26 protein-coding genes and 1 tRNA gene are annotated in these 22265 nt (G+C 48.2%); 16 read left to right on the forward strand and 11 right to left on the reverse strand.

All coding sequences use genetic code 11. The features are described 5' to 3' along the window. The coding region (locus QZ209_RS02305; RefSeq protein ID WP_294344426.1) for a DsrE/DsrF/DrsH-like family protein at positions 1 to 95 on the reverse strand (95 nt) is incomplete at its 3' end. Positions 96 to 351: 256 nt separating this feature from the next. Between QZ209_RS02305 and QZ209_RS02310 the strand changes: the two genes are divergently transcribed. After that, positions 352 to 567 (forward strand): dodecin, encoded by a 216-nt coding sequence (locus tag QZ209_RS02310; RefSeq protein WP_294344320.1) that lies wholly within the window; start codon positions 352 to 354, stop codon positions 565 to 567. Positions 568 to 591: 24 nt separating this feature from the next. Here QZ209_RS02310 and QZ209_RS02315 read toward each other — a convergent pair whose 3' ends face one another. Next, a complete protein-coding gene (locus QZ209_RS02315) occupies positions 592 to 810 on the reverse strand; it encodes a DUF6485 family protein (RefSeq protein WP_294344324.1) in 219 nt (72 codons plus the stop codon). Between the two features lie 94 nt (positions 811 to 904). On the opposite strand from QZ209_RS02315, the gene QZ209_RS02320 reads away from it, so the two are divergent. Then, complete coding sequence (locus tag QZ209_RS02320; protein WP_294344326.1) at positions 905 to 1033, forward strand: hypothetical protein; 129 nt, start codon at positions 905 to 907, stop codon at positions 1031 to 1033. Between the two features lie 351 nt (positions 1034 to 1384). On the opposite strand, the gene QZ209_RS02325 is transcribed toward QZ209_RS02320, so the two are convergent. Next, positions 1385 to 3262, reverse strand: a complete 1878-nt coding sequence (locus QZ209_RS02325) for a phosphoenolpyruvate carboxykinase (GTP) (protein WP_294344328.1) — start codon at positions 3260 to 3262, stop codon at positions 1385 to 1387. A gap of 49 nt (positions 3263 to 3311) precedes the next feature. After that, complete coding sequence (locus QZ209_RS02330; protein WP_294344330.1) at positions 3312 to 3860, reverse strand: TlpA disulfide reductase family protein; 549 nt, start codon at positions 3858 to 3860, stop codon at positions 3312 to 3314. 167 nt (positions 3861 to 4027) lie between these two features. Between QZ209_RS02330 and QZ209_RS02335 the strand changes: the two genes are divergently transcribed. From QZ209_RS02335 to QZ209_RS02365, 7 genes are all read left to right on the forward strand, one after another. Then, a tRNA-Thr gene (locus QZ209_RS02335) sits at positions 4028 to 4100 on the forward strand. Positions 4101 to 4194: 94 nt separating this feature from the next. Further along, the gene (gene atpD, locus QZ209_RS02340) at positions 4195 to 5583 is read left to right on the forward strand and encodes a F0F1 ATP synthase subunit beta (protein ID WP_294344331.1); all 1389 of its coding nucleotides are present in this window, start codon (positions 4195 to 4197) and stop codon (positions 5581 to 5583) included. Positions 5584 to 5598: 15 nt separating this feature from the next. Then, positions 5599 to 5865 (forward strand): hypothetical protein, encoded by a 267-nt coding sequence (locus tag QZ209_RS02345; RefSeq protein WP_294344332.1) that lies wholly within the window; start codon positions 5599 to 5601, stop codon positions 5863 to 5865. A gap of 94 nt (positions 5866 to 5959) precedes the next feature. Next, the gene (locus QZ209_RS02350; RefSeq protein WP_294344334.1) at positions 5960 to 6907 is read left to right on the forward strand and encodes an LD-carboxypeptidase; all 948 of its coding nucleotides are present in this window, start codon (positions 5960 to 5962) and stop codon (positions 6905 to 6907) included. A gap of 122 nt (positions 6908 to 7029) precedes the next feature. Beyond that, positions 7030 to 7335, forward strand: coding sequence for an ATP-dependent Clp protease adaptor ClpS (locus QZ209_RS02355; protein ID WP_294344337.1), 306 nt, complete (start codon positions 7030 to 7032; stop codon positions 7333 to 7335). A gap of 252 nt (positions 7336 to 7587) precedes the next feature. Next, positions 7588 to 8106, forward strand: a complete 519-nt coding sequence (locus QZ209_RS02360) for an XRE family transcriptional regulator (protein WP_294344340.1) — start codon at positions 7588 to 7590, stop codon at positions 8104 to 8106. A 41-nt stretch (positions 8107 to 8147) separates the two neighbouring features. Then, complete coding sequence (locus QZ209_RS02365) at positions 8148 to 8696, forward strand: hypothetical protein (RefSeq protein WP_294344341.1); 549 nt, start codon at positions 8148 to 8150, stop codon at positions 8694 to 8696. Positions 8697 to 8777: 81 nt separating this feature from the next. On the opposite strand, the gene QZ209_RS02370 is transcribed toward QZ209_RS02365, so the two are convergent. Together QZ209_RS02370 and QZ209_RS02375 are read right to left on the reverse strand one after the other, a co-directional pair. After that, the gene (locus QZ209_RS02370; protein ID WP_294344344.1) at positions 8778 to 9152 is read right to left on the reverse strand and encodes a DUF6713 family protein; all 375 of its coding nucleotides are present in this window, start codon (positions 9150 to 9152) and stop codon (positions 8778 to 8780) included. 143 nt (positions 9153 to 9295) lie between these two features. Then, the gene (locus tag QZ209_RS02375) at positions 9296 to 9454 is read right to left on the reverse strand and encodes a hypothetical protein (RefSeq protein ID WP_294344346.1); all 159 of its coding nucleotides are present in this window, start codon (positions 9452 to 9454) and stop codon (positions 9296 to 9298) included. A gap of 281 nt (positions 9455 to 9735) precedes the next feature. On the opposite strand from QZ209_RS02375, the gene QZ209_RS02380 reads away from it, so the two are divergent. Together QZ209_RS02380 and QZ209_RS02385 are read left to right on the forward strand one after the other, a co-directional pair. Continuing rightward, positions 9736 to 10140, forward strand: coding sequence for a hypothetical protein (locus tag QZ209_RS02380; protein ID WP_294344348.1), 405 nt, complete (start codon positions 9736 to 9738; stop codon positions 10138 to 10140). 12 nt (positions 10141 to 10152) lie between these two features. Beyond that, positions 10153 to 11616, forward strand: a complete 1464-nt coding sequence (locus QZ209_RS02385) for a radical SAM protein (protein ID WP_294344350.1) — start codon at positions 10153 to 10155, stop codon at positions 11614 to 11616. Positions 11617 to 11791: 175 nt separating this feature from the next. Here QZ209_RS02385 and QZ209_RS02390 read toward each other — a convergent pair whose 3' ends face one another. Continuing rightward, positions 11792 to 12379, reverse strand: a complete 588-nt coding sequence (locus QZ209_RS02390) for a hypothetical protein (RefSeq protein ID WP_294344351.1) — start codon at positions 12377 to 12379, stop codon at positions 11792 to 11794. A gap of 205 nt (positions 12380 to 12584) precedes the next feature. Beyond that, a complete protein-coding gene (locus tag QZ209_RS02395) occupies positions 12585 to 12902 on the reverse strand; it encodes a hypothetical protein (RefSeq protein ID WP_294344353.1) in 318 nt (105 codons plus the stop codon). A 96-nt stretch (positions 12903 to 12998) separates the two neighbouring features. On the opposite strand from QZ209_RS02395, the gene QZ209_RS02400 reads away from it, so the two are divergent. The 3 genes from QZ209_RS02400 to QZ209_RS02410 are packed head-to-tail and all read left to right on the forward strand — an operon-like array spanning position 12999 to position 16295. Beyond that, the gene (locus tag QZ209_RS02400) at positions 12999 to 14468 is read left to right on the forward strand and encodes a glycine--tRNA ligase (protein WP_294344354.1); all 1470 of its coding nucleotides are present in this window, start codon (positions 12999 to 13001) and stop codon (positions 14466 to 14468) included. 15 nt (positions 14469 to 14483) lie between these two features. Then, positions 14484 to 15623, forward strand: coding sequence for a geranylgeranyl diphosphate reductase (locus QZ209_RS02405; protein ID WP_294344355.1), 1140 nt, complete (start codon positions 14484 to 14486; stop codon positions 15621 to 15623). Then, positions 15624 to 16295 carry a DUF2499 domain-containing protein gene (locus tag QZ209_RS02410; protein ID WP_294344357.1) on the forward strand — a complete coding sequence of 224 codons (672 nt, stop codon included), beginning with the start codon at positions 15624 to 15626 and terminating at the stop codon, positions 16293 to 16295. It begins immediately after the preceding gene. 16 nt (positions 16296 to 16311) lie between these two features. On the opposite strand, the gene QZ209_RS02415 is transcribed toward QZ209_RS02410, so the two are convergent. The 3 genes from QZ209_RS02415 to QZ209_RS02425 all read right to left on the reverse strand — a co-directional run bounded on the left by QZ209_RS02415 (position 16312) and on the right by QZ209_RS02425 (position 20798). Then, positions 16312 to 18006 (reverse strand): S41 family peptidase, encoded by a 1695-nt coding sequence (locus QZ209_RS02415; protein WP_294344358.1) that lies wholly within the window; start codon positions 18004 to 18006, stop codon positions 16312 to 16314. 41 nt (positions 18007 to 18047) lie between these two features. After that, positions 18048 to 18905: a 2,3,4,5-tetrahydropyridine-2,6-dicarboxylate N-succinyltransferase gene (locus tag QZ209_RS02420; RefSeq protein ID WP_294344360.1), complete on the reverse strand. Its 858-nt coding sequence runs from the start codon at positions 18903 to 18905 to the stop codon at positions 18048 to 18050. A gap of 186 nt (positions 18906 to 19091) precedes the next feature. Beyond that, positions 19092 to 20798, reverse strand: coding sequence for an Rne/Rng family ribonuclease (locus tag QZ209_RS02425; protein ID WP_294344364.1), 1707 nt, complete (start codon positions 20796 to 20798; stop codon positions 19092 to 19094). A gap of 288 nt (positions 20799 to 21086) precedes the next feature. Between QZ209_RS02425 and QZ209_RS02430 the strand changes: the two genes are divergently transcribed. After that, positions 21087 to 21671, forward strand: a complete 585-nt coding sequence (locus QZ209_RS02430) for a ribonuclease HII (protein WP_294344427.1) — start codon at positions 21087 to 21089, stop codon at positions 21669 to 21671. 15 nt (positions 21672 to 21686) lie between these two features. Continuing rightward, entirely contained in the window at positions 21687 to 22067 is a 381-nt protein-coding gene (locus QZ209_RS02435) for a YraN family protein (protein ID WP_294344366.1), read from the forward strand. Positions 22068 to 22265 lie beyond the last annotated feature (198 nt).

The following is a 22265-nucleotide window of genomic DNA, read 5'->3' on the forward strand; positions in this document are numbered from 1 at the left end:
GCCGCTGCCGCCGAGCCCAGGATGAACGGGGGATATGCCCAATCCAGCGTCCCTCGTGATGCTATCAGGGCTACTTTTTTCGTTGTTTCCGCCATTGTATACGATATTCGATCGTTTATCACTACATAACCATGTAGTGATAAAATAACATAAAATGAGGTTATCTCAAGAAAAAAACGATTGCTGCATACCAACAATATCCATAGCAGAACGTTCGATCCCCATGAATCCGGTTTATCCGTTCACCGCTTGGGATAATCCGCGCTATTTACTTACTTGTATTTGACATACTTGTGCACCAGGGATTTTTCAACCACAGTAACGAGCAAAAGTAAAACTATCATACTACCAATGAGCACTCCACACGTTTACAAAAAGATCGAGCTTGTCGGCTCCTCACAGAAAAGCATTGAAGATGCGGTAAACAATGCTGTAGAAAGAGCAGCAGAAACAATCAGACATATTCGCTGGGTCGAGGTTGTTGAAACACGGTGTCATGTAGAAGAAAACAGGATCGCTTACTGGCAGGTAACGGTGAGGCTTGGATTTACGCTCGAAGAAGAGTAATAGAGGCAGGGGCGGCTTCTCCGCTTACCGCCCCTCGCTGTACGCCTCGATAAACTTGGAAATGCTCCTATCCCAACCACGCTCCACATCATCGGGGAAAAGGCAGGCTGGCAGTTGTCCCTTACCTTTATGATACGCGATGCATTCGCAGCAAAGTCCTTTACGAGGACAAGGTTCATAGGTGCAATTGCATCGTTCCAGATTGTCACTCTTTTTACAGTCCACCGCCGCTTCCTTTATCATTTGAAAAACCGCTTCCATCAAACATAAAAAACATACCCTTCCTTTCTGAATACCACAATAGTCATATCACAATCCCTCGTTACCGCAGCTGCATATGACCGTGCTCCCTCTTCTCGATATGCTGAACTACAGGAAGATGAACCGAATCGATGATTACCTGTTCACCTGCACAAAATCCAGGCACGATGCATTGCGGATACCATTCAAACCGGAGTTCAATTGAATAGATCCTGCACCGGATTCACCTTCGCGCCAAGAGGATAACAACCACGATCGATAACCGAACGCAAAACGTTTACCCGCCTATAATTCCAAGGAGGCTTTCCCAAAAAGCATTGCTTCACGGCTATCGGTCACCATGCAGACATTTCCGGCAGAAAGTCATGCCCTACTCGATGCGGCATCCATACTGACTTTCATTGGAAGATGGATCCCCGGGTCAAGCCCGGGGATGACGACAGAAAGACTCATTGTTGGGCTAATGAGACAACCTCGAAACGCCAGGAGGCTGTCTTGTTGACAGCCTCCTGGATAAAACCACACGTGAAACGGGGCAGAATACTCTGAACAACAATCAGTGATTATTCTCACCCGTATCGGTAAACCTTTCAGGTGCGAGTTCCCAGTGTTCAGGTGAAAGCCAGAAAGTTGAAAGCAGAAGTTCACGAATATGACTGAACTCTTTAGGAAGCTTATCATAGAGTTTTTCAAACAGCTCTTCGTGAGACAGCAGCTCTTTCTTCCAGACCTCACGGTCGACGATCATCAGCTTGGAAAACTGCTCATAGGTGAAATCCTCGAGACCGTTCCACTCCATGGATTCGTATTTCGGCATCCAGCCAAGAGGGCTCTCCACCGCACTCGCTCGCCCATGAACCCTGTCGACGATCCATTTGAGCACCCGCATGTTCTCACCGAAACCAGGCCAGAGAAAACTTCCATTTTCATCCTTGCGGAACCAGTTGACACCGAAGATTCTCGGCGGCTCGGAAAGTTCGCGTCCAACATGAAGCCAGTGGTTGAAATAATCCCCCATATGATAACCGCAAAATGGTAGCATAGCGAAAGGATCACGACGAACATCACCGATCTTACCTGCTGCCGCTGCGGTTTTTTCCGATCCCATGGTTGCAGCAAGATAAACACCGAAGTACCAGTTTGGAGACTGATAGACAAGCGGAACGACATCACTACGACGTCCTCCGAAAATAAAAGCGCTGATAGGAACGCCTTCCGGATTCTCCCACTCGGGATCGATGGACGGACACTGTGAAGCCGGAGCGGTGAAACGGGCATTGGGGTGTGCCGCAGGCTTGCTTGCATCGGGAGACCACGGATTGCCCTGCCAGTCAATCAATCCTTCTGGCGGGGTTTTGGTCATACCTTCCCACCAGACGTCACCGTCAGGCGTAAGCGCCACATTGGTGAAAATGCAGTTGTCCTCGAGCGTCGCCATTGCGTTGAAATTGGTTTTGTCGGAGGTCCCTGGAGCCACGCCGAAAAAACCGTACTCAGGATTGATGGCATAAAGTCGGCCATCCCTTCCGGGTTTGATCCAGGCAATATCGTCGCCGATTGTCGTCACCTTCCACCCTTCAAACGAATCTGGCGGAATGAGCATAGCGAAGTTGGTTTTACCGCATGCACTCGGAAATGCTGCAGCAACATAGGTTTTTTCACCCTCGGGAGATTCGACGCAGAGAATAAGCATATGCTCGGCAAGCCAGCCCTCCTCCCGGGCCATCGAAGATGCGATCCGAAGCGCAAAACATTTCTTACCCAGAAGCGCATTACCGCCATACCCGCTACCATACGACATGATAGAACGCTCTTCAGGGAAATGAACGATGTACTTTTGGTCGCTGCAGGGCCATGGAACATCCTTCTGGCCGGGCTCGAGAGGAGCTCCGACAGAATGCAAACAGGGAACGAAATCGTGATCTTCCCCAAGCAGTTCAATGACCTTGCGGCCCATCCTGGTCATAATGCGCATGTTGGTGACAACATATGGAGAATCCGTTATCTCGACGCCTATGTGGGAAATGTGCGAGCCAAGAGGCCCCATGCTGAACGGAATAACATACATGGTTCGGCCTTTCATACACCCATCGTAGAGTTTACGGAGCGTCTCTTTCATCTCTTTGGGATGCACCCAATTGTTGGTCGGACCTGCATCCTGCTTGCGTATACTGCAGATAAAGGTCCTGTCTTCCACCCTTGCGACGTCACTCGGATCTGAACGGCACAGAAAGCTGTTCGGGCGCTTTTCATCCGACAGCCTGATAAAGGTACCGCTCTCCACCATTTCCTGGCAAAGCGTATCATACTCTTCCTGGGAACCGTCACACCAGTGCACCGAATCCGGTTGGCACAGTTCCGCAGTTTGCCGGACCCACTCAACTAATTTTCGATTTTTCACATACTCAGGGGGCTCGATCTGCATTTCGGTCATGGTTATCCTGTTTTACTGAATGGTTAATAAAGAAATGTTGTAAGCGTCATTATCCGCCTGCATTGATGGCTTCTCGGATGAGGTTGTCAAAAGCCATCTTACTTTGAGGGCCTATAAGCACGGAGTGAAGGGAACCGTCCGCCCCGACAACAAATGAAGTCGGAATAGCACGTAGCCCCCCCTCGACATAGCTGCTGTATGCATCGAGAATCGGCTTGTCGACCACGACAACGGGAAAGTTAATCCCGTAATCCTGGACAAACGCCCTTGCTTTGGAAAGCTCCTCGTCCACGGTGATACCGACGAATGTAAATCCCTTTTGCTCATACTCACGTTGCAGGGCAACCATATCGGGCATCTCTGCACGGCAGGGAGGACACCATGAAGCAAAAAAGTTTACGATGTAGGCTTTACCGGCGAGGCTCTCCGATGACACCGTGCGTCCTTCGAGCGTCGTGCCGGAAAATGCAGGAGCTGCAATATTTTTTGCCGCTTCCGTGCTTTCTGTCCGAGGTTTCGCTGTTTCCGCTTGCTCTGGCTGGCATGCGAACATGACCACAGACAAGCAGAGCATTGTTGCAATTTTAAAATAACTCATATGTGTCACAGTGTTTATAGTGAAAATCGATTTTAAAAAAAACAGGCTGATGAATTCGTTTGAAAATATACAATTCTTCCCTTTATTTATAGTCCTTCGAACAGAGTCCATAATCTTTGCGTTTATACGATAAATAAAGTATATTCAGAACCATATTTTTTTTAGGCGCCACCTTAGCTCAGTTGGTAGAGCAACTGTTTCGTAAACAGTAGGTCGTGGGTTCAAATCCCGCAGGTGGCTCGAACCTGAAAAAACTCGGTCCACGGTTGAAAAAACATGGGCGTGTAGTAAAAAGTTTTGACTGCAACAATACAATCCTATCAACACTGTCAATATGCAAGAAGGTAAGATATCTCAAATCATTGGTCCTGTCGTTGATGTTGATTTCCAGGAAGGCGACCTCCCGGCAATTCTTGACGCACTGACCGTTACTCGACCAGATGGGACAAAACTGGTTCTCGAAACCCAGCAACATCTCGGAGAAGAGCGTGTACGAACTATTTCAATGGAAGGTACCGACGGTCTTGTAAGAGGTATGGCTGTCGTGAACACCGGAAAGCCTATCCAGGCGCCTGTCGGTGAAAAAGTGCTTGGGAGAATGCTCAACGTTGTAGGAGATCCTATCGACGGCCTTGGAGAAGTCAAGAGCAATAAAACCTACCCGATTCACAGGCCGACACCGAAGTTCGAAGAATTGTCGACGAAATCCGAAATGTTTGAGACCGGTATCAAAGTCATCGATCTTCTTGAACCATACTCACGAGGCGGTAAAACCGGTTTGTTCGGTGGTGCAGGCGTTGGCAAGACGGTTCTGATCATGGAATTGATCAACAACATCGCCAAGCAGCAGTCGGGATATAGTGTTTTTGCCGGCGTAGGAGAACGAACCAGGGAAGGAAACGATCTCTGGGAAGAGATGAAGGAATCAGGGGTTATCGATAAAACAGCGCTTGTATTCGGCCAGATGAACGAACCTCCGGGTGCACGTGCACGCGTTGCGCTAACCGGCCTCAGCATCGCAGAATATTTCCGTGATGAAGAGAACCGTGACGTACTGCTCTTTATCGACAATATTTTCCGCTTTACCCAGGCAGGTTCAGAGGTGTCGGCACTTCTCGGCCGTATGCCAAGTGCTGTTGGCTATCAGCCGACGCTTGGAACTGAAATGGGTGAACTCCAGGACAGGATTGTATCGACGAAAAAAGGTTCCGTAACCTCGGTACAGGCCATTTATGTTCCTGCTGATGACCTTACCGATCCGGCTCCTGCAACCGCGTTCACTCACCTCGATGCGACGACGGTTCTTTCCCGCTCGATTTCCGAATTGGGTATCTATCCCGCTGTTGACCCTCTCGATTCAACATCGCGAATTCTCGATCCGAACATTGTCGGTGAGGAGCATTACAATACGGCACAGGCCGTGAAAGTGCTTCTGCAGCGTTACAAGGATCTTCAGGACATCATCGCGATTCTCGGTATGGACGAACTGAGCGACGAAGATAAACTGACGGTGGCCCGTGCAAGAAAAATTCAGAAATTCCTTTCGCAGCCGTTCTTCGTTGCCGAAGCCTTCACTGGACTTGAAGGCAAGTATGTTAAACTCGAGGATACCATCAAAGGCTTCAATGAAATCATCGAAGGGCGCCACGATGATCTGCCTGAAAATGCATTTTACCTCGTCGGCACAATCGAAGAGGCTGTCGAGAAAGCCAAAACCCTGTAACTTTATCTGATTATCATGGCAGGTTCCGATAAAGCCTTTGCAATAGAGATCGTTACTCCTCAAAAACAGTTTTTTGCAGGGGAAGTGACCAGTATTCTGGCTCCCGGACAGGACGGGCTGTTTCAGGTTCTCAAAAACCATGCTCCGCTCGTTGCCGCACTCAAAGGCGGCAAGGTAAAGCTCGAGCTTCCCGGCAGTGGTGAAAAAGCATTCACCATAGCCGATGGTTTTTTTGAAATCAGCGACAACAAAGCTATTCTGCTCGCGGAAGACATTTCCTGACGCAACGCATTAGAAAGGAAACGAAACTCGTTTTGTTACAAACATCAGTGAGACGCACTTCACTCGTATCACTGATGTTTTTTTGCTTATGCTCATGCGCAAGTTGATTCCCAAAGCTCTTCGTCACGGAGACACCATAGGGCTCATTTCACCCTCTTCACCCTCTCCCGACCATGAAAAAATCGGTCAGGCAGTCACCTATCTTGAAAAACTCGGTTACCGCGTCAAGCCAGCCAGTCACTTTAACTGCCAGGGAGAACCCCGTCAGGAACTCGACCGGAGAAAACGTCATGACCTTCATGAGATGTTCGCAGACAGATCGGTCAAGGCTATTTTCTGCCTCAGAGGCGGTTCGGGAGCGACAAGACTGCTCGAAACACTTGACTACGACCTCATTGCGCAAAACCCGAAGATTCTCGCCGGTTATTCCGACATCACCGCACTGTCAATAGCACTCTATGCAAAAACCGGCTTGATAACGTTTTCGGGACCGATGCTTGCAACCGAACTGCATAACCCCAGCCCATATACGGAAGAGAATTTCTGGAAGGTACTGGAATCGAGCGTTGCAACTCATCAGATCGTCAACCACCCGAGTCATCCTGTCCGTGTCTATAAAAAAGGCTCGGCGTCGGGCACGCTGCTCGCAGGCAACCTTACCGTTCTATCCTGTCTTGTCGGAACACCTTACCTGCCGCCGATGAAGGAAGCCCTGTTGCTCATTGAAGACATTAACGAAGAACCCTACCGAATAGACCGGCTCCTTTCACATTTTTACAATGCAGGCCTCCTGCAGAGTTGTTCCGGGCTTCTGTTCGGACAGTTCAGACGGGAAGCCATGGCTTTCGATCTGGAGCACCCTCTTCTCGATATTCTCAGCTACTACACCGATAAAACCGCTCCTCATGTTCCGGTTGTAGCAGGACTTTCTTACGGGCACATCGATGATTTTCTCACTCTACCCATCGGCGCAGCAAGCACACTTGTTGCCACTGAGGAACAGCTATCGCTCTGCATGCAACCCGCCGTTTCAAGCGGATAAAAAAAGTTGTATTTCCAATTTACGTGCAGGGTTTCTCTACAGCTCTTTATGATCTTTTCCGATTTTGTTACATTTTCACATAAGCTGCACCATATTTAGTTCCATGCCTAGATTCAGAAGCCATGTATAACCTCTGGGAGGCCTCTCATAGCAGCGAGCAAACAGAAGTCGCTCCACAGGAAACCCTCAGCGATACCCTCGACGCTTACAGGGTAGTCCTTTTCAACGACGATGTACATACCTTTGATGAAGTGATTTTTCAGATCATCAAAGCAATTCAGTGTACAAGATCAAAGGCTGAAAAACATACGTGGGAAGTCCATACCAAAGGAAGTTCCATCGTCTATGCAGGAACACTGCCCACATGCCTGAAGGTCAGTTCCATCCTCGAGGAGATCGATCTCAAAACAGAAATCCAGACCGGTTAGCTCACAAGAGTCGCAATGCGCCGATCTTCCCTGCATATCATATCAACAGTTCGCTCGATAGCTTACTGATATATTGCCCGTGAGTAATTTCGAGTGCCGCTATGGTTCTTTTCCTTGGAGGAGATGAACCGTAGCGATCCCACATTCGCACTTGAAAACAACAATTTTACACAACATGAACATTATTATTTGCATTATGATTATTAAAACCTACATTTTATACATAACGATACACAAAGAATCACAGAAAAAATGAAACAGCTCGATTTTTCAGTCCTCAAAACGCTGCGCCAAAAACAGAAAATGACCGCAGAACAACTAGCCGGTAAAGCGAATGTCACACGAGCAACTATCGCGAAAATCGAAGCCGGATTCGACAACCCCAGAGTTCAAACAATCGAAGCGCTAGCCAGCGTGTTTCAACTCAGCGCCGGTGATTTAATCCGGCTAGCCGAAGGCGTAGGCATAGAAGAAGCACGAATCGAACCATACGCTCAAGACAGCTGTTCAGGAACACGGTTCCTTTTCAGAAATTTGGAGATGTACCTCCTGAAAGCCGTTAAAGACAGCAACACTACATTTGAACATAATCTGCATGAAGATACCATGGAGACGTGCATCGTCCTTTCAGGAGAGCTCACTGTTCATGTGGGAGAACAGTCTTTACGTCTGGCATCTGGTTCGGCGGCGACATTTCATGCGATGCACGAACACAGCTTTTCTGTCGGAGAAGATGCGAATTTCTTACTCATCCATACCCGTACCGTATAGAATTGAAAAAATTTTCTCCAACACCTTAAACAATATAAACCATGAATATCCTGAATCTCTATTACTCGTCGACGGGAAACACAACACGGGTAGCGAAGATTGTCGCGGACACCGCCGTTCGGCAAAACCATTCCGTCGACACTGTCAGAATCAAACCGGGGATGGAACCCGACATCGACGTTCTTGCATACGATCTTGTTTTTGCAGGATCAGGCGTTTATGAATGGTTGCCTGGAAAACCGGTGATGACACTTTTCAGCAAGCTGGCCAAACAATACAGGTTAAATGGTTTGATTCAACAGCCGGCAGAAAGAAGACGCACCAAACAAGCAGTGGTATATTGCACCTATGGAGGAACCCATACCGGGGCGAACGAAGCCGTTCCTACCGTAAAATATATGGGGCAACTTTTCGATCATCTCGGCTTTGAACTCACCGGAGAATGGTATATCGTCGGTGAGTTCCATGGAGCATATCTGGATTTCTCCAAAAAAGGAAAACTGGGAAATATCACCGGTCGTCCAAACGAGTCGGACCTGCAATCAATTGCAGAAATGGTTAAAGGAGCGCTGAACGTTACAGCAGCCTGAACAGAAACTTCCCCCGGTCACGCAACCCATGCCGGTCGGGGGAAACCTGGCCCCTCTGCTCATGGGTATATCTCCACAATGTCAAACTCCTGTATAAAGAAGTACCAGATGTATCCCCCCTGCCAGCGAACAGAGCCCGATGAGAAGTAACGAAAACCATTTTGTGAACTCGTTACACTCATGCCTTCTCAAGAGATAATGTAACCCGGCATGAACAATGAAAAACACGTCAATAACTGTCTGAAAAGCATAACGCACACGAGTCTCTGGATGGAACATAAGCCAGAAAATCACCACGAGCAGAGGGACGTGAAGCAGCACTAAAAGCCGATACCCTGTTCGGTCCGAAAGTCCTGAAAGGCCCGGAAACATCTTCCACTCATGACGGTATACGGCATCGAGTTCATGCGCAATCAGAAACGACAGTCCCGTGTAGAAAACAAGATCCTCTATCACAAGTCACCCTCCTGTTCTGACAAAATCGGTTATGTTAACAATCATATCCTCTTGAATTCGAACACCGAACACATTACGGACTGCTCTACGTCCTTCATCGGTCCGATTGGATGCTTTTTTTGCAAAAAAGCTTCATGATGCCCTCAATAAGCGGCTGCCTCCATAATCATCTTTGCCCGATTTTCCCCGATCGGTTTAGAAACGATATCGGGATGAGCCACTGCACCCATTCCATAACCATCAAAGCGATTGTCCCTGTCAATATAAATTACGATGAAAACACTCTTCGACTTCCAGTTCATCACTGTTCTAGCATTATCAATTCCTCAACAATACCAGACCGTCTTCATTGTACAAAGTGTGATCTTGAAACAAAGCACTCCCCTTCGTTACGCAAAACCCAAACCGCAAAGAAACGGAAGAATACAATGCCAATACTTTTAAAAAAAACAGCTCGATGACGTTGTTTTGCCGTAAAGAGCAAAAAAGATATAAACCATTTTTTTTATGTTAGTTAAGAGTTCGTTTTTTCTTCCGATAAAACGCTTGCTAGCTCGTCAACAAAAAAAACAGGAGGCCAATCATGGGCGCGACAAATCAGGAAAAAGAGGTACTGCTTTCCCGACTCGTTGAAATCGATGACGAAATCGGCAATCTCGAAAGAGAACTCGATGAGGCAAAAACAATCGAAACAAATCCTGCTGAAAAAGACAAGGCCCACGATGTTATAGAAAAAGAAGTCCTCAACAAGGAAAATGAAAAATTGCGAATCCAGGTTCTTGTGGGTCAGGAACCGGCCCGTGAAGATCTTACGAAAGCACGGGAGCTTGCCGGAAGCAAATCACTCAAAACCGAAAGTGAGGCGATCCTTCACAATGCAAAGCTGACGACCCGTGGTGGATGCGGAGGCGGAGTCTGTCTGACAGGTTGCACAACCTGCTATATGTGCGTTAAAGAACAGTTGGTCGGAAATGTCCCGCTGTTGTAAAAAGTCCTTGTCATGCTGAAAGCAACCGAATTCAGAGATAACGACGTTCTTGTCCTGTCACCTGAATATCGCATCAGGCCCAATGCCTATAACTGCATCATCTATCCGTTTGACGCCGAAGATGCATCGAGCTGGAGAAGTATGCCTGCCGTCGGAGGAGTCGCGTTGAGCCTTCTTGACGGCAGACGTACCAATCACGAAGTCGCTCGGGAGCTCGAATCGCTTTTGGGTCTCGAGAACGATAAGGCAAAAGAACTGCTCCTGTTTCTCATCTCTCACTCCACCAGCGAAGCAGGCAAGGAGTACCTCTGCCATTATGCTCCCGGAAACGGCCAAGGCTCCTTTTCGACGTATTCAACGCTGAAGTTTCTTGAAAAACTCAAAGGCAACTCTCTTACGGACATTCCACAAGGAGCGAAACTCGAAGCCCCACTCACGCTCATTCTCATGCCTACCAACAACTGCGACGTCAGCTGCAGGTATTGTTATGCCGAGAAAATTGGGCCTCTGCCGAACACAATGCTATCTCTTTCGAAATGGTTCGAAATTATTGACGAAGCCGCGTCTCTCGAGATAGTAGCCCACACTTTCAGTGGGGGTGATCCGCTCGCTTATCCGGGAATAGACCTGCTGTTCGAAAGAATGATACTGCACGGTATGAAGTTCCTCTTGCCAACCAAGTCTTTCATCTCCCAAGAGCGAGCGTCCCGGTTTCATGATATCGGCATGAAAGAGCTTGTAACGATACAAATAAGCGTCGATGGTACAAGCCGCACGATCGACGAGCTCGTCGGTTGCCATGATTACGCAAACCGTGCATTTTCTTCGATTAAAAACCTTGTCGAGCAAGGCTTTAACGTCAGAACAAACACGGTTTGCACCCCACTAAACTATCGTGAGATACCCGAGCTTGTACACAAACTTCATGATTTGGGCGTAAGGCGTTCAAGTATAACCAATTATGCAAGGTCATTCTATCGCCATGACGAATCGTTGTTTCTCAACGAGAAGCAAATCCGATGGGTCAACGAACAGGTTTGCCAAATCGGCAGTGATTTGAAGTGGGACGAACTTCGGGCAAATGCCGCTATTCGTGACTTTTCAACACCAGACAGGGAAGAAAAGACGGCAAACTGGAAAGACAGGGCTTATTGTTCAGGCGGAAAATCCTGTATGGTCATAACACCCAACGGAGATATCGTGTTATGTGAGCAGGTTCCGCAGAGAACGCCTTTTGTTGTCGGTTCTCTCAGGGAGCAAACCATCACCGAGGTCTGGAACTCTCCTGAAATCGATGCGTTTGTACATCCTCCAAAAGAATTGTTCAAAGGAACCGAGTGTGAAACGTGTGATGAATTCGACGAATGCCACGCGGTATACGGCCGTTGTTTTCGTGATGCCTTTTTCACATACCGGAATCTTTACACACCATCCCCGAACTGCCCGAAAGCACCTCCCGGGTTTCGCATGAGTTGATCGTCAGGGAAAAACTGCTATCCTGAACCCGACCCGCAACCATTACCCCGTCGTCATGTGCCCCGTCTTTGAACAGGAAATTACTCTTGGTGCAGGAAAATTTCGACCCCGAGAGAATCGGGGTCTGTATTCATGAAAGACAAGGGAAAGAAAAGAGTTATCCGGAATCGACGATTTAAATCGTTGTAGCGTTGATGGTATACTCTCCACCGGTATGGCTACCTGAGCGAGTAGTGTTCGAAAAGTCAAGATCCATTTCGATATTACCCGTGGTCGCTCTGTTTTTCGAGATGCCATTCAGCTTTACGGTAATCGTCGAACCGCTCTGTGCATCGTCGCTTACCTTGACATTCGACATCTTGATTTCGGAAGAGCCATTCTGCAGTTTGTCCGAAGGAGTCGTGATATCGATTCTTGCATTACCGCTGGTAGAAAAACCTCTGACCGCCCATACATTGTTCAACCTTACGGCTGTTTTCGTCCCGTCGAGCTCGAGTGAAGCTGTCATCAGGTCGTTGGCATCGAGACCGTTTCCGCTGGTATTACCACTCCAGTCCGCATCGAAACTGTTGCTGCCTTCGTCGATCGCCTCTGCTGTCGGTGCATTAAAATTCAGGGTAATGCCTGAATAGTAGTGCAGGACGATGAATTCCGGAACTCTGACCGAAACATTGGTCGTGCCGCTGGTGCTGGCTGCAAGCGCAGGCGATGAAAGTGCTGTGAGAAGTACGAGTGCGATGAGGGTGCTTCTAATCTGTGTCATGATAACGCTCCTGTTGATTATTGTTCTACAACAGGAGAGTCAACAGTTGTGCCAACGGGGAAAGAGCGAACACAAAAAGACGCTAATTCTTTATATTATAGACAGATAAAAAAATAAATCTCTTTCCTTCTCGATGAAACAACATCGATGCGGCGCGAACGAATAGTGCGCTTATGCAACATATGCTCCATAAACGCACATATCGTCAGTGATACATCAAACGTCGCTCACTCACAACAGGAGTTTCCTGATCACGACAATAAAGGCTCGTAGGCAAGATGCGGTTGCCCGACAATACCGGGTAACCGAAAACAACTGTTGATATGGAGTGCGTAAAACCGGGCTTCCCGGTGCGCCTGAAAAACATGGATTCGATATTTTTTCTACGCTGTACGTTCTGCTTGAAGCGTTGCCTGAAAGAACGGTCACCATAAAACCCGGGAAGCTTCGGCATCATGGATCGGGATTCATGCATGATGCTGATCGATCCATCGAGAAGCAGGAGTATCCTCCGCTCAGCCAAACCCCCCGATAATCCCCTTGGTTTGTTATATTCAATATCTTATTTACATAGAGACACGGCGGATACCGCCAGAGAACGCAACCATTGAAAGACAACATGAGTAATAGGGATACAGCACGGGTGAAGAGTGTGGATCAGTCACCTGAAAAGGTAATGAACAAGCTTGTTTCGCTTGCAAAGCGACGGGGATTCATCTATCCTTCATCGGAGATCTATGGAGGACTTGCTTCCTGTTTCGACTACGGGCCGCTCGGGAGCGAAATGAAGAAGAACATCAAAGACCTCTGGTGGAACTCGATGACGAGAAAGCACCGGAATATCGCCGGTATCGATGCCTCGATCATGATGAATCCCACGGTATGGGAGGCATCAGGCCATGTATCGAGCTTCAACGACCCGATGATCGATGACAAAACGACCAAGCGCCGCTACCGTGCTGACCACCTGATCGAGAATCATATCGAAAAACTTCGCCGGGAGGGGAAGGAAGACGATGCACACAGGGTAAGTACATACTATGAACGGGCGTCTGATGCAGAAGATCCCAACAGGGCTTTCTATGACATCATCATTGCCGAAGAAATCAAGGCTCCGGATACCGGCTCGTCTGACTGGACGGAAGTCCGGCAGTTCAATCTCATGTTCCAGTGCAACATGGGTGCACTCGCCGATTCTTCAGGTATCGTTTACTTGAGGCCCGAAACCGCCCAAGGTATTTTTGTGAATTTCCACAATGTCCGTGAATCCAACCGTATGAAAGTACCTTTCGGTATAGCCCAGATCGGTAAGGCGTTTCGCAACGAGATTGTCAAAGGAAACTTCGTTTTCCGCATGGTCGAGTTCGAGCAAATGGAAATGCAGTACTTCGTCAAACCGGGAACCCAAGTGGAGTCGTTCGAGGCATGGCGTGAGGAACGTTATAACTGGTATATCGAAAAACTGGGTATCGAAAAAGAAAAATTACACTGGTACAAGCATGACAAGCTCGCTCATTATGCGGACCTTGCATACGATATCAAGTTCGAGTTTCCCTTCGGTATCGAAGAGATCGAGGGAATTCACTCGAGGACCGATTTCGACCTGAAACAACATCAGGAGTTTTCCGGCAAGAACATGGAATATATAGATCAGATCACCAAAGAACGTTACATTCCCTATGTGGTTGAAACCTCTGCAGGTTGTGACAGGCTTTTTCTCGCTCTTCTTTGTGACGCGTATACAGAAGACGTTGTTGACGGTGAGCAGAGAACCATGCTGAAGTTCTCATCGAAAATAGCCCCGGTAAAAGCCGCAGTACTGCCGTTGATGAAGAAAGGAGAGATGGGCGAAAAAGCCGTTCGACTCCATGATGAACTTGCCGACAAATTCCTTGTCCAATATGACGATGCCGGGTCAATCGGTAAACGGTACCGGCGACAGGATGAAATAGGCACCCCGTTCTGCTTCACTGTCGACCATGAGACGCTCGAAAACAACACTGTGACAGTGAGGTCCCGTGACACGGCACAGCAGGAAAGAGTGAGTATCTCGAAAGTACAAGCATTTCTCGATGAGCAACTTGTTTAAATAACCTTTTGAACAATGCGTTACGACGTCGCAATCATAGGTGGTGGCCCTTCAGGGGCCGTTGCCGCAGCTGAACTGGCAAAGGCCGGGATATCAACGGTTCTTATCGAGCGGAACCTCGACAATATCAAGCCCTGTGGAGGGGCCATTCCTCTCGGACTGATCGAGGAGTTCAACGTTCCCGACCCTTTGGTAGAAAAAAAGCTTTCGAAGATGAGCGTCCGTTCTCCAAAAGGAAGAATTATCTCCATGGAAATGCCCAACGGTTATGTGGGTATGGTACGACGCGAACGCTTCGACAGCTATCTGCGAGACAGGGCAAAACGTTACGGCGCTGAAGTCATGGAAGCGCTTGTCAAACAAATCAGCCGAAATGGAAAAAGCCATACCATACACCTGTCGAAAGATTTTGCCCCTTTGGAAGCCACCTACATCATCGGCGCCGACGGCGCCAACTCGAAAACAGCGAAGGAACTCGGATTCCCCCCCAACGACTTGCAGGTTATCGCCATGCAACAGCGCTTTCATTATTGTGATGCGCTAAAGCCTTACGAGGAACTGGTTGAAATCTGGTTCGACGGGGAAGTGTCTCCCGATTTCTACGGATGGATTTTCCCGAAAACCGACCATATCGCCATCGGCACCGGTACGGAGTTTCGCAAACACAACCTCAAAGAATTGCAACACCGTTTTGTCGAGAAGCTCGGTATCGGAGAAAAACCCTATCTCGACGAAGCCTCAAAGATTCCCATGAAACCGAGAAAATCATTCACACTGGACAATGCCATACTCGTGGGAGACGCTGCAGGACTCGTAACCCCTGCAAATGGAGAAGGGATATTCTTCGCGATGCGATCCGGGAAACTCGGGGCGCAGGCAATGATAGAAAAAATACGTAACAACCAGCCGCTGAGCTCATATGAGAAAACTTTCAGGAAACTGTACACTACCATCTTTTTTGGGCTACAGACACTGCAATCGGTTTATTACAAAAGTGACCGTTTGAGAGAGAGTTTCGTAGCGATCTGCGAGGATAGGGATGTACAGCAAATCACGTTTGATTCTTATCTCTACAAAAAAATGGTACCGGCACCCTGGAGCGTTCAAATGAAGATTTTCATGAAAAACATCTATCACCTGGTAAAGGGATCCTGAATGCTTCTTTCACTACCGAACTGGCTCATCCATATCTCCTCTTCCCTCGAGTGGGGAATTGCTGCATTTCTGATGTATCGCTACGGAGAAATGATCGGGCGCAAAGACCTGAAGCGCTTAGGACTATACATGATTCCTCACTGGATAGGAAGCTGGTTCGTGCTTGCCTATCATGTCAGTGGTGACGACATTCCGGTGCTACTCGACCTTTCGGAATCCGTCAACCTTCTGGGAAGCATCGCGCTGCTATATGCCTCGATTGGAATTCTAAAAACCATCGAGTCCCGAAACACCTCCACTATCATGGCCATATCAGGCATATTTCTTCTTTCTGGAAGGCCTCAATCCTACTTGGGAGAAGATGTTTTCGACCTCATCCTGCAAATTTCCAGCGTGGTATACATCAGCTTTCTGGTGACCCTGATTCTGATCAAAAAAAGAGATCCTGCCATACTATCGGGTCTTACGGTCGCCGGATTCTGGTTTGTGTTGCTATTCATCGGTGTAACGGTATTCTTCATGTATCTTTCAACAGAAGTTCGCGGATTTCCAACGCTTTCACATGATGATCTTCTGCACGGGAGCGCGGAAAGTCTGCTTACGATAAGCAACCTGATGATCGTCCTCGGAATCCATCGCCAGATCAAACGTGTCGAGAGTGGAAATGCGTAGCAGAAAACCTCTTGTCCTAAGGGCTGAGGATATTGCGGTACTTTTTGGAATCCTTGAGAATAGCGAGTGCCTCTTTTACGACTGGATCACCCTCGATCATGCTTCTTCGAGCTGCATCTTCGTTATAGTGACGCATGATCTCCTGTTCAAGCGCCAGGGCAATCGTTTCCGATTCGCTTGATCTCTCCTGTGCTGCAAGGCGTTCCATCTCGTTATGCAGTGAAGCCATCAGCGTGTCGATCGTCGCCGACGCGTTTTCTTCCGACTCTTCCTCGATGACCCTCTTGACTTCTTCGAGCAAAAAAACAGGCTCGGTTTGATAGGAGAACCCTTCTTTTTTCAAAAAACTGTCAAAATCCTGCATCAGGAATTTTCGGTCGATACCAGCCTGAGGCAAACGCTCATTCGAGGCCCTGTACTTGTTCGCATAGCGAAACAGCATACCATCCTTGCGCAGTGATGCCTCGTAATCACCGAACCTGGCAGCGTCTACCTCGATATCGGGAAGAATACCTCCTCCTCCATACACCTTCCGCTTGTTCAAGGTATAATACACCGTTTCGTCTTTTCCATTTTCTTCTTCGTGGAGAACTTTACGAGTGCCGCCGGCCCAGTCATGCTCCTTCTGAATAAGACGGCCTGAGGGAGTATAGTATTTTGCAGTGGTCATTTTCAGAGCACAATCGAAAGGCAAACGGACTACCGACTGGACAAGCCCTTTCCCGAACGAACGATCACCGATAACCACGCCACGATCGAGTTCCTGAATCGCCCCCGCAACAATTTCCGAAGCGGAGGCACTGTTGCCATTGATCAAAACAGCAAGAGGCAATCCCTTCACAACAGGCTCTTTTGTCGTTCGATAACCGACTTCGCTTTCCGGGTCACGCCCTCTTGTCGAAACGACCTGGCTTCCTTTACCGACAAAAAGCCCCGTTACATCAACCGCCACATCCAACAGTCCCCCAGGATTGTTGCGTAAATCAAGAATCACAGCATTCATGGAGCGGTTTGCCAATCTGGCGGCAGCATGCATATCATTGATAGCCCGGGTAAGCTCATCCGCACTCCGGTTACCGAAAGAGCTCATCTCGAAATAACCGATTGTTCCGAAAAGCCCGGCATAGCGTATGCTGTTCACCCTTACTTCCTGACGGGTAAGTGTGTAGCGTTTATTCCTTTTCCGGCCATATCGCTCTACGGACAGGACAACCTCGCTTCCTGCCGGCCCCTTGATAAAATCTTTTACCTCGTCGAGTTCTTTTCCTTCAATACGATGTTTATCGACTTTTACAATCCGGTCACCGACTCGCAGCCCAGCCAGTGATGCAGGAGCGCCGTCGAAAACCGAAACGATATAAACACCACCCGCTATCTCTGAAATTCTGATACCGACCCCTGCGTATTGTCCCCTCGTCAACTCTCCAAGTTCGAGCGATTCTTCCTTATCAAGAAACACCGTATATGGATCGAGCGTCTCAAGCATACCGTCAATACCTGCATACATGAATTCTGCAGGATCGATGTCGTCCACATAATTATCGGAGACTCCCCTATAGACATCTCCAAGCAGCTCTATGTTTCTTGCAATGGAAAAATACTCGGCATCGGAACTTTCCGTTGGTTTCAGCCCTGTTCCCGTAAAAACGAGCAGGATGACGAAGATCGGGATCATCTTTTGCGACAAACCCCTAACGAGGTCGAGTTTCATACAGAGATCTTTGAACTTTTTCTAAAGCAAATCCGATAACTTCAGCGCAGGGCGCTTTCCAGAGCTGTCGCACTATCGGTTTTTTCATCCCTATACTTGATAATCACAGGAGTATAGATGGAAAGTCCGTTTTCATCGGCAAAGCGTCCTTTAATTTTTCTTGAACCCGCAACAACGACAGCCCCCTCGGGAATCGTGAGAGGGGCGTCTTCTGTTTTCCTGATAACGCGGCCATGAACAACATCGAAAACCGGAGTCGAACCGTTGAGAATCACACCGGTACCGAGAACCGCACGCGATCCAACGATAGTACCCTCGTAAATACCACAGTTTCCCCCAACCATAACATCATCCTCTATAACAACAGGTACCGCTCCGACAGGCTCGAGTACACCGCCGACCTGAACAGCTGCGGAAAGATGCACGTTACGGCCAACCTGCGCACAACTCCCGACAAGAGCATGAGAATCGATCATACTGCCCGCATCGACATACGCTCCGACGTTGACATATGCAGGCGGCATCATAACGACTGAAGGAGCAAGATAAGCCCCATCCCTTACGGACGAGCCTCCGGGCACAACTCGAACACCGTCTTCCTTTCGAAACTGTTTGACCGGATAGGTATCTTTATCGACAAAGGTCCAGTTATGTCCGTCGGGAAACGATATCGTGCTTTCCTGAAGCAATCCCAGCTTCATACCCAGCAATATTCCCTGCTTTACCCAGGGATTTGCCTGCCATCGGCCATCTTTTTTCTCCGCAGCCCTTGCCTTGCCTTCGTTCAGCAGTGACTGGAACGCTTCGAACACTTCACGAGCATCCGAATGCTTCTGTACATCGGGAGCTGACAATACGGACAGGCTTTCTATACTGTTTCTTACTTCTTCACGTTGCATTGTTCGTTATTCTTTGTTCGTAAGTAAATTAGTCTCCACAAGCAGGGACGCCTCAAGACATCGGAATCATACCCAAGCTCAAGAAGAGCTCATAAAGCGAAGCGGAGTCCCGAAAAGTATTGATGAGCGTCGGCAATCTCGACCCTGCGCAGAGATTGGAGAAGAAGATCACGCCTCGATGCGCCTTTACAGCTCACTGTACTCTGCGGTGATATCCTTGCTGCTTTTTCGAATGTAGAACCGAAAATCATCACTTCTCAGGCTTTCATCCGGCTTTACCCTGACAAAAAGCATATGCTGAAGAAACCATTTCATTTCTATGTTGCGGTCGACGTCTCTCAACGGCTCGGCAACTGTCGGGCTTACATGCAGATCAAGCTGCTGAAACTTCATTTTCTGCTGAAGAGCGTATTTTCTAAGCCACCGCTCAACCTGATTGATCGTGGTGCAGCGAGCCTGCACAACGCCTGAACCGCCACATGCAGGGCACTGATCCCCCATACGCTGCATAAGGCTCGGCCTTATTCTTTCGCGGGTAATCTGCATCAAACCGAAATCGGACATCGGTAGAATATTCGATTTCGCGCGGTCATGACGCAACTCGTTTTTCATCGCGTCATAAACTTTTTTTGCGTTTTTCTGATCCAGCATATCGATGAAGTCGACAACGATAATACCGCCAATATCCCTAAGCCTGAGCTGACGGACAATTTCGCGTGCTGCTTCGAGGTTCGTTTTCAACGAGTTCTCTTCCTGCTCCTTTTTCGCTGCGTAGCGGCCACTGTTGACATCGATGACAACCATTGCTTCGGTATGTTCTATGATGATATATCCTCCCGATTTCAACCATACCTTGCGAGAAAAAATAGACTCGACATCCTTAGCGATACCATACCCCTCGAACAAGGGCAGCTTGCCCTTGTAGAGCGAGACATTTTTCTCCATCTCCGGAGCAGCCCACTGAATGTAGTTCAACGTCTCCTTGTAGATGCTGTTTGAATTGGCAACCAGTTCAATGACATCCGTTGTCAGGGAGTCCCGCAGTACACTGGAGATGATGGTGTCTTCCTTGAAAATGAGCTGAGGAGGTTTTGCATCTTTCAGTTTTTCCTCGATTTGCTCCCATTTAACCAGCAGCTTTTCGAGATCTTTTTTCAACAGTTCTTCTTCCTGATGCTCGGCAACCGTCCTGATAATCGCCCCGAAGCCTTCCGGCAGCATCGATCGAACGAGTTTCTTCAGCCTCGCTCGCTCCTTGCGGGCGACAACACGGCGTGATACCGCTATCTGCCCACCGCCGAATGGAAGCAGAACCATAAACCGGCCAGCTATGGTGATATCCGATGTAAGACGGGATCCCTTGTTGCTGATCGGTTCCTTGATTACCTGAACGAGGATGGAATCGTTAGCTTTCAGCTTGCTCGCTATCATCTGTGTATATGACTGCCGCCGCCGGTCTGGGCCGTTGTTTTTCGTTCGGCTGCCGCCATTCTTCTGTCCGTTTCCCTGAACGGAAGCTTTGGCGCCATTTCCTTTCGATTCTTTCAGTACAGGACTTTTCGTTCCCCCGTTATCGTCATCATCACCACCTCCGTTGCCGTTTTCATCGTCGTCATCATCATCATCCTCGATGAGGGCACGGTAATCATCCGTCGTTGTACCAACATCAGAAAAATGTAGAAACCCATCCGATTTCTGCCCGATATCGACAAAAGCCGCCTTGAGCCCCTCGACAACCTTGTGCACCCTCCCGAGATATATATCGCCTATGCTGCGAAGACTGTCCGGACGCTCGATTATAAGTTCAGCCAAACGGCCCTCTTCGACCAAAGCAACCTGAATCTCGTCACCGGACTTGTTCATCAGCAACTGCTTTTTCACAGTCTTCTTCATTACAAACCCTTGGAATCTAAAATGTTATGTTATCTTTCCTTGCTTCTCCGTTTCCCCACTACCGGCATCGAGCCGAACGACTACTCGAGTGTTTCTCCAAAGCCACGGGGTGATGACAACACTCGATCCGGCATATGAAATGTAACCTCTATTATTTAACATTTTTGTTAAAAGCACAAATTTTCATCACTTTTCTTGATAAACCTGAAATCTTCAGGGCTCATCAATACCTCGAAATTGTATTGCACCTTGCCACTTTCAACCAGGGAATACGAAGATAAATTCTGGATCGATCACAGCAAAGTCTGCGGCATCGATGAGGCTGGAAGAGGTCCTCTTGCAGGCCCGGTCGTTGCTGCAGCGGTCGTTTTTCCACGTTTTTTCAAGCCAAACGGGCTTCTCGGCAAGCTAAACGATTCAAAACGCCTTACCCCAAAACTCCGAGAATCTCTTGCCACAGCAATAGAGCAATCCGCCATGGATTTCAGCATATCGGTAATCGATCACCTGACGATCGACCGTATGAACATCTTCCAGGCAACCATGCTTGCCATGAACAGGGCTACAGAATCCTTACGCACGTTACCAGACTTCTTGATGATCGATGGTAACCGGTTTTCACCGAATTTACCGATCCCATATCGGACGATCGTCAAAGGTGATGCGAAAGTTTTTTCTATTGCCGCTGCATCGGTTTTGGCTAAAACCTGTCGCGACAGACTGATGAGAGAATATGCCGGCAACTATCCGCACTACGGCTTTGAAAAACATTATGGTTACCCCACAAAAGCACATGTCACCGCAATCCTGGAACACGGACGCTGCCCACTTCACCGGAAAAGTTTCAAATTGAAAGAACTTGGAGAAAAATAATCCCGGACGATCCACATGTCATTTATTCCTCATGATCTGGGGCGCCAGGGCGAAATGACCGCCACAGCCTTTCTTCTCGAAAAAGGGTACCGTATCCTTGACAGAAACTATCGTTATCGGCGTAATGAAATCGATATCGTAGCAGCCGATAAACAAACACTCTGTTTCATAGAGGTAAAGACAAGATCATCCGATGTAAAAGGACATCCGCTCGAAGCGGTTACCCGAGAAAAACAGCAAGAGATCATAAAAGCAGCCTCTGCATATCTGACCACACTTCCAGCTCCTGAACCCGACTGCAGGTTCGACGTCATTGCCATCATAGTACATTCGTTCGCAAACGGCCGAATCAAGAAATTCGAACTTGAACACATCACCAACGCTTTCATGGTGTAACCCCAATCGACTACAGGACAGATCGTCTGCTTCATGCGTACGAACTGCCTGTCCTTTTCCAAAAACGTTCATGTTCGATATCGAACCATGAAACATTCCTCATGACGATGCAAAGCCTTGCAATCATGGGATATCAGGCTATTTTTTGCTATCTTGGTAGACATGGAATTTTGAAGATTTGAACACATTTGCACCTCG

It is taken from the genome of Prosthecochloris sp. (genome assembly GCA_015482705.2).
GTDB lineage: Bacteria > Bacteroidota > Chlorobiia > Chlorobiales > Chlorobiaceae > Prosthecochloris.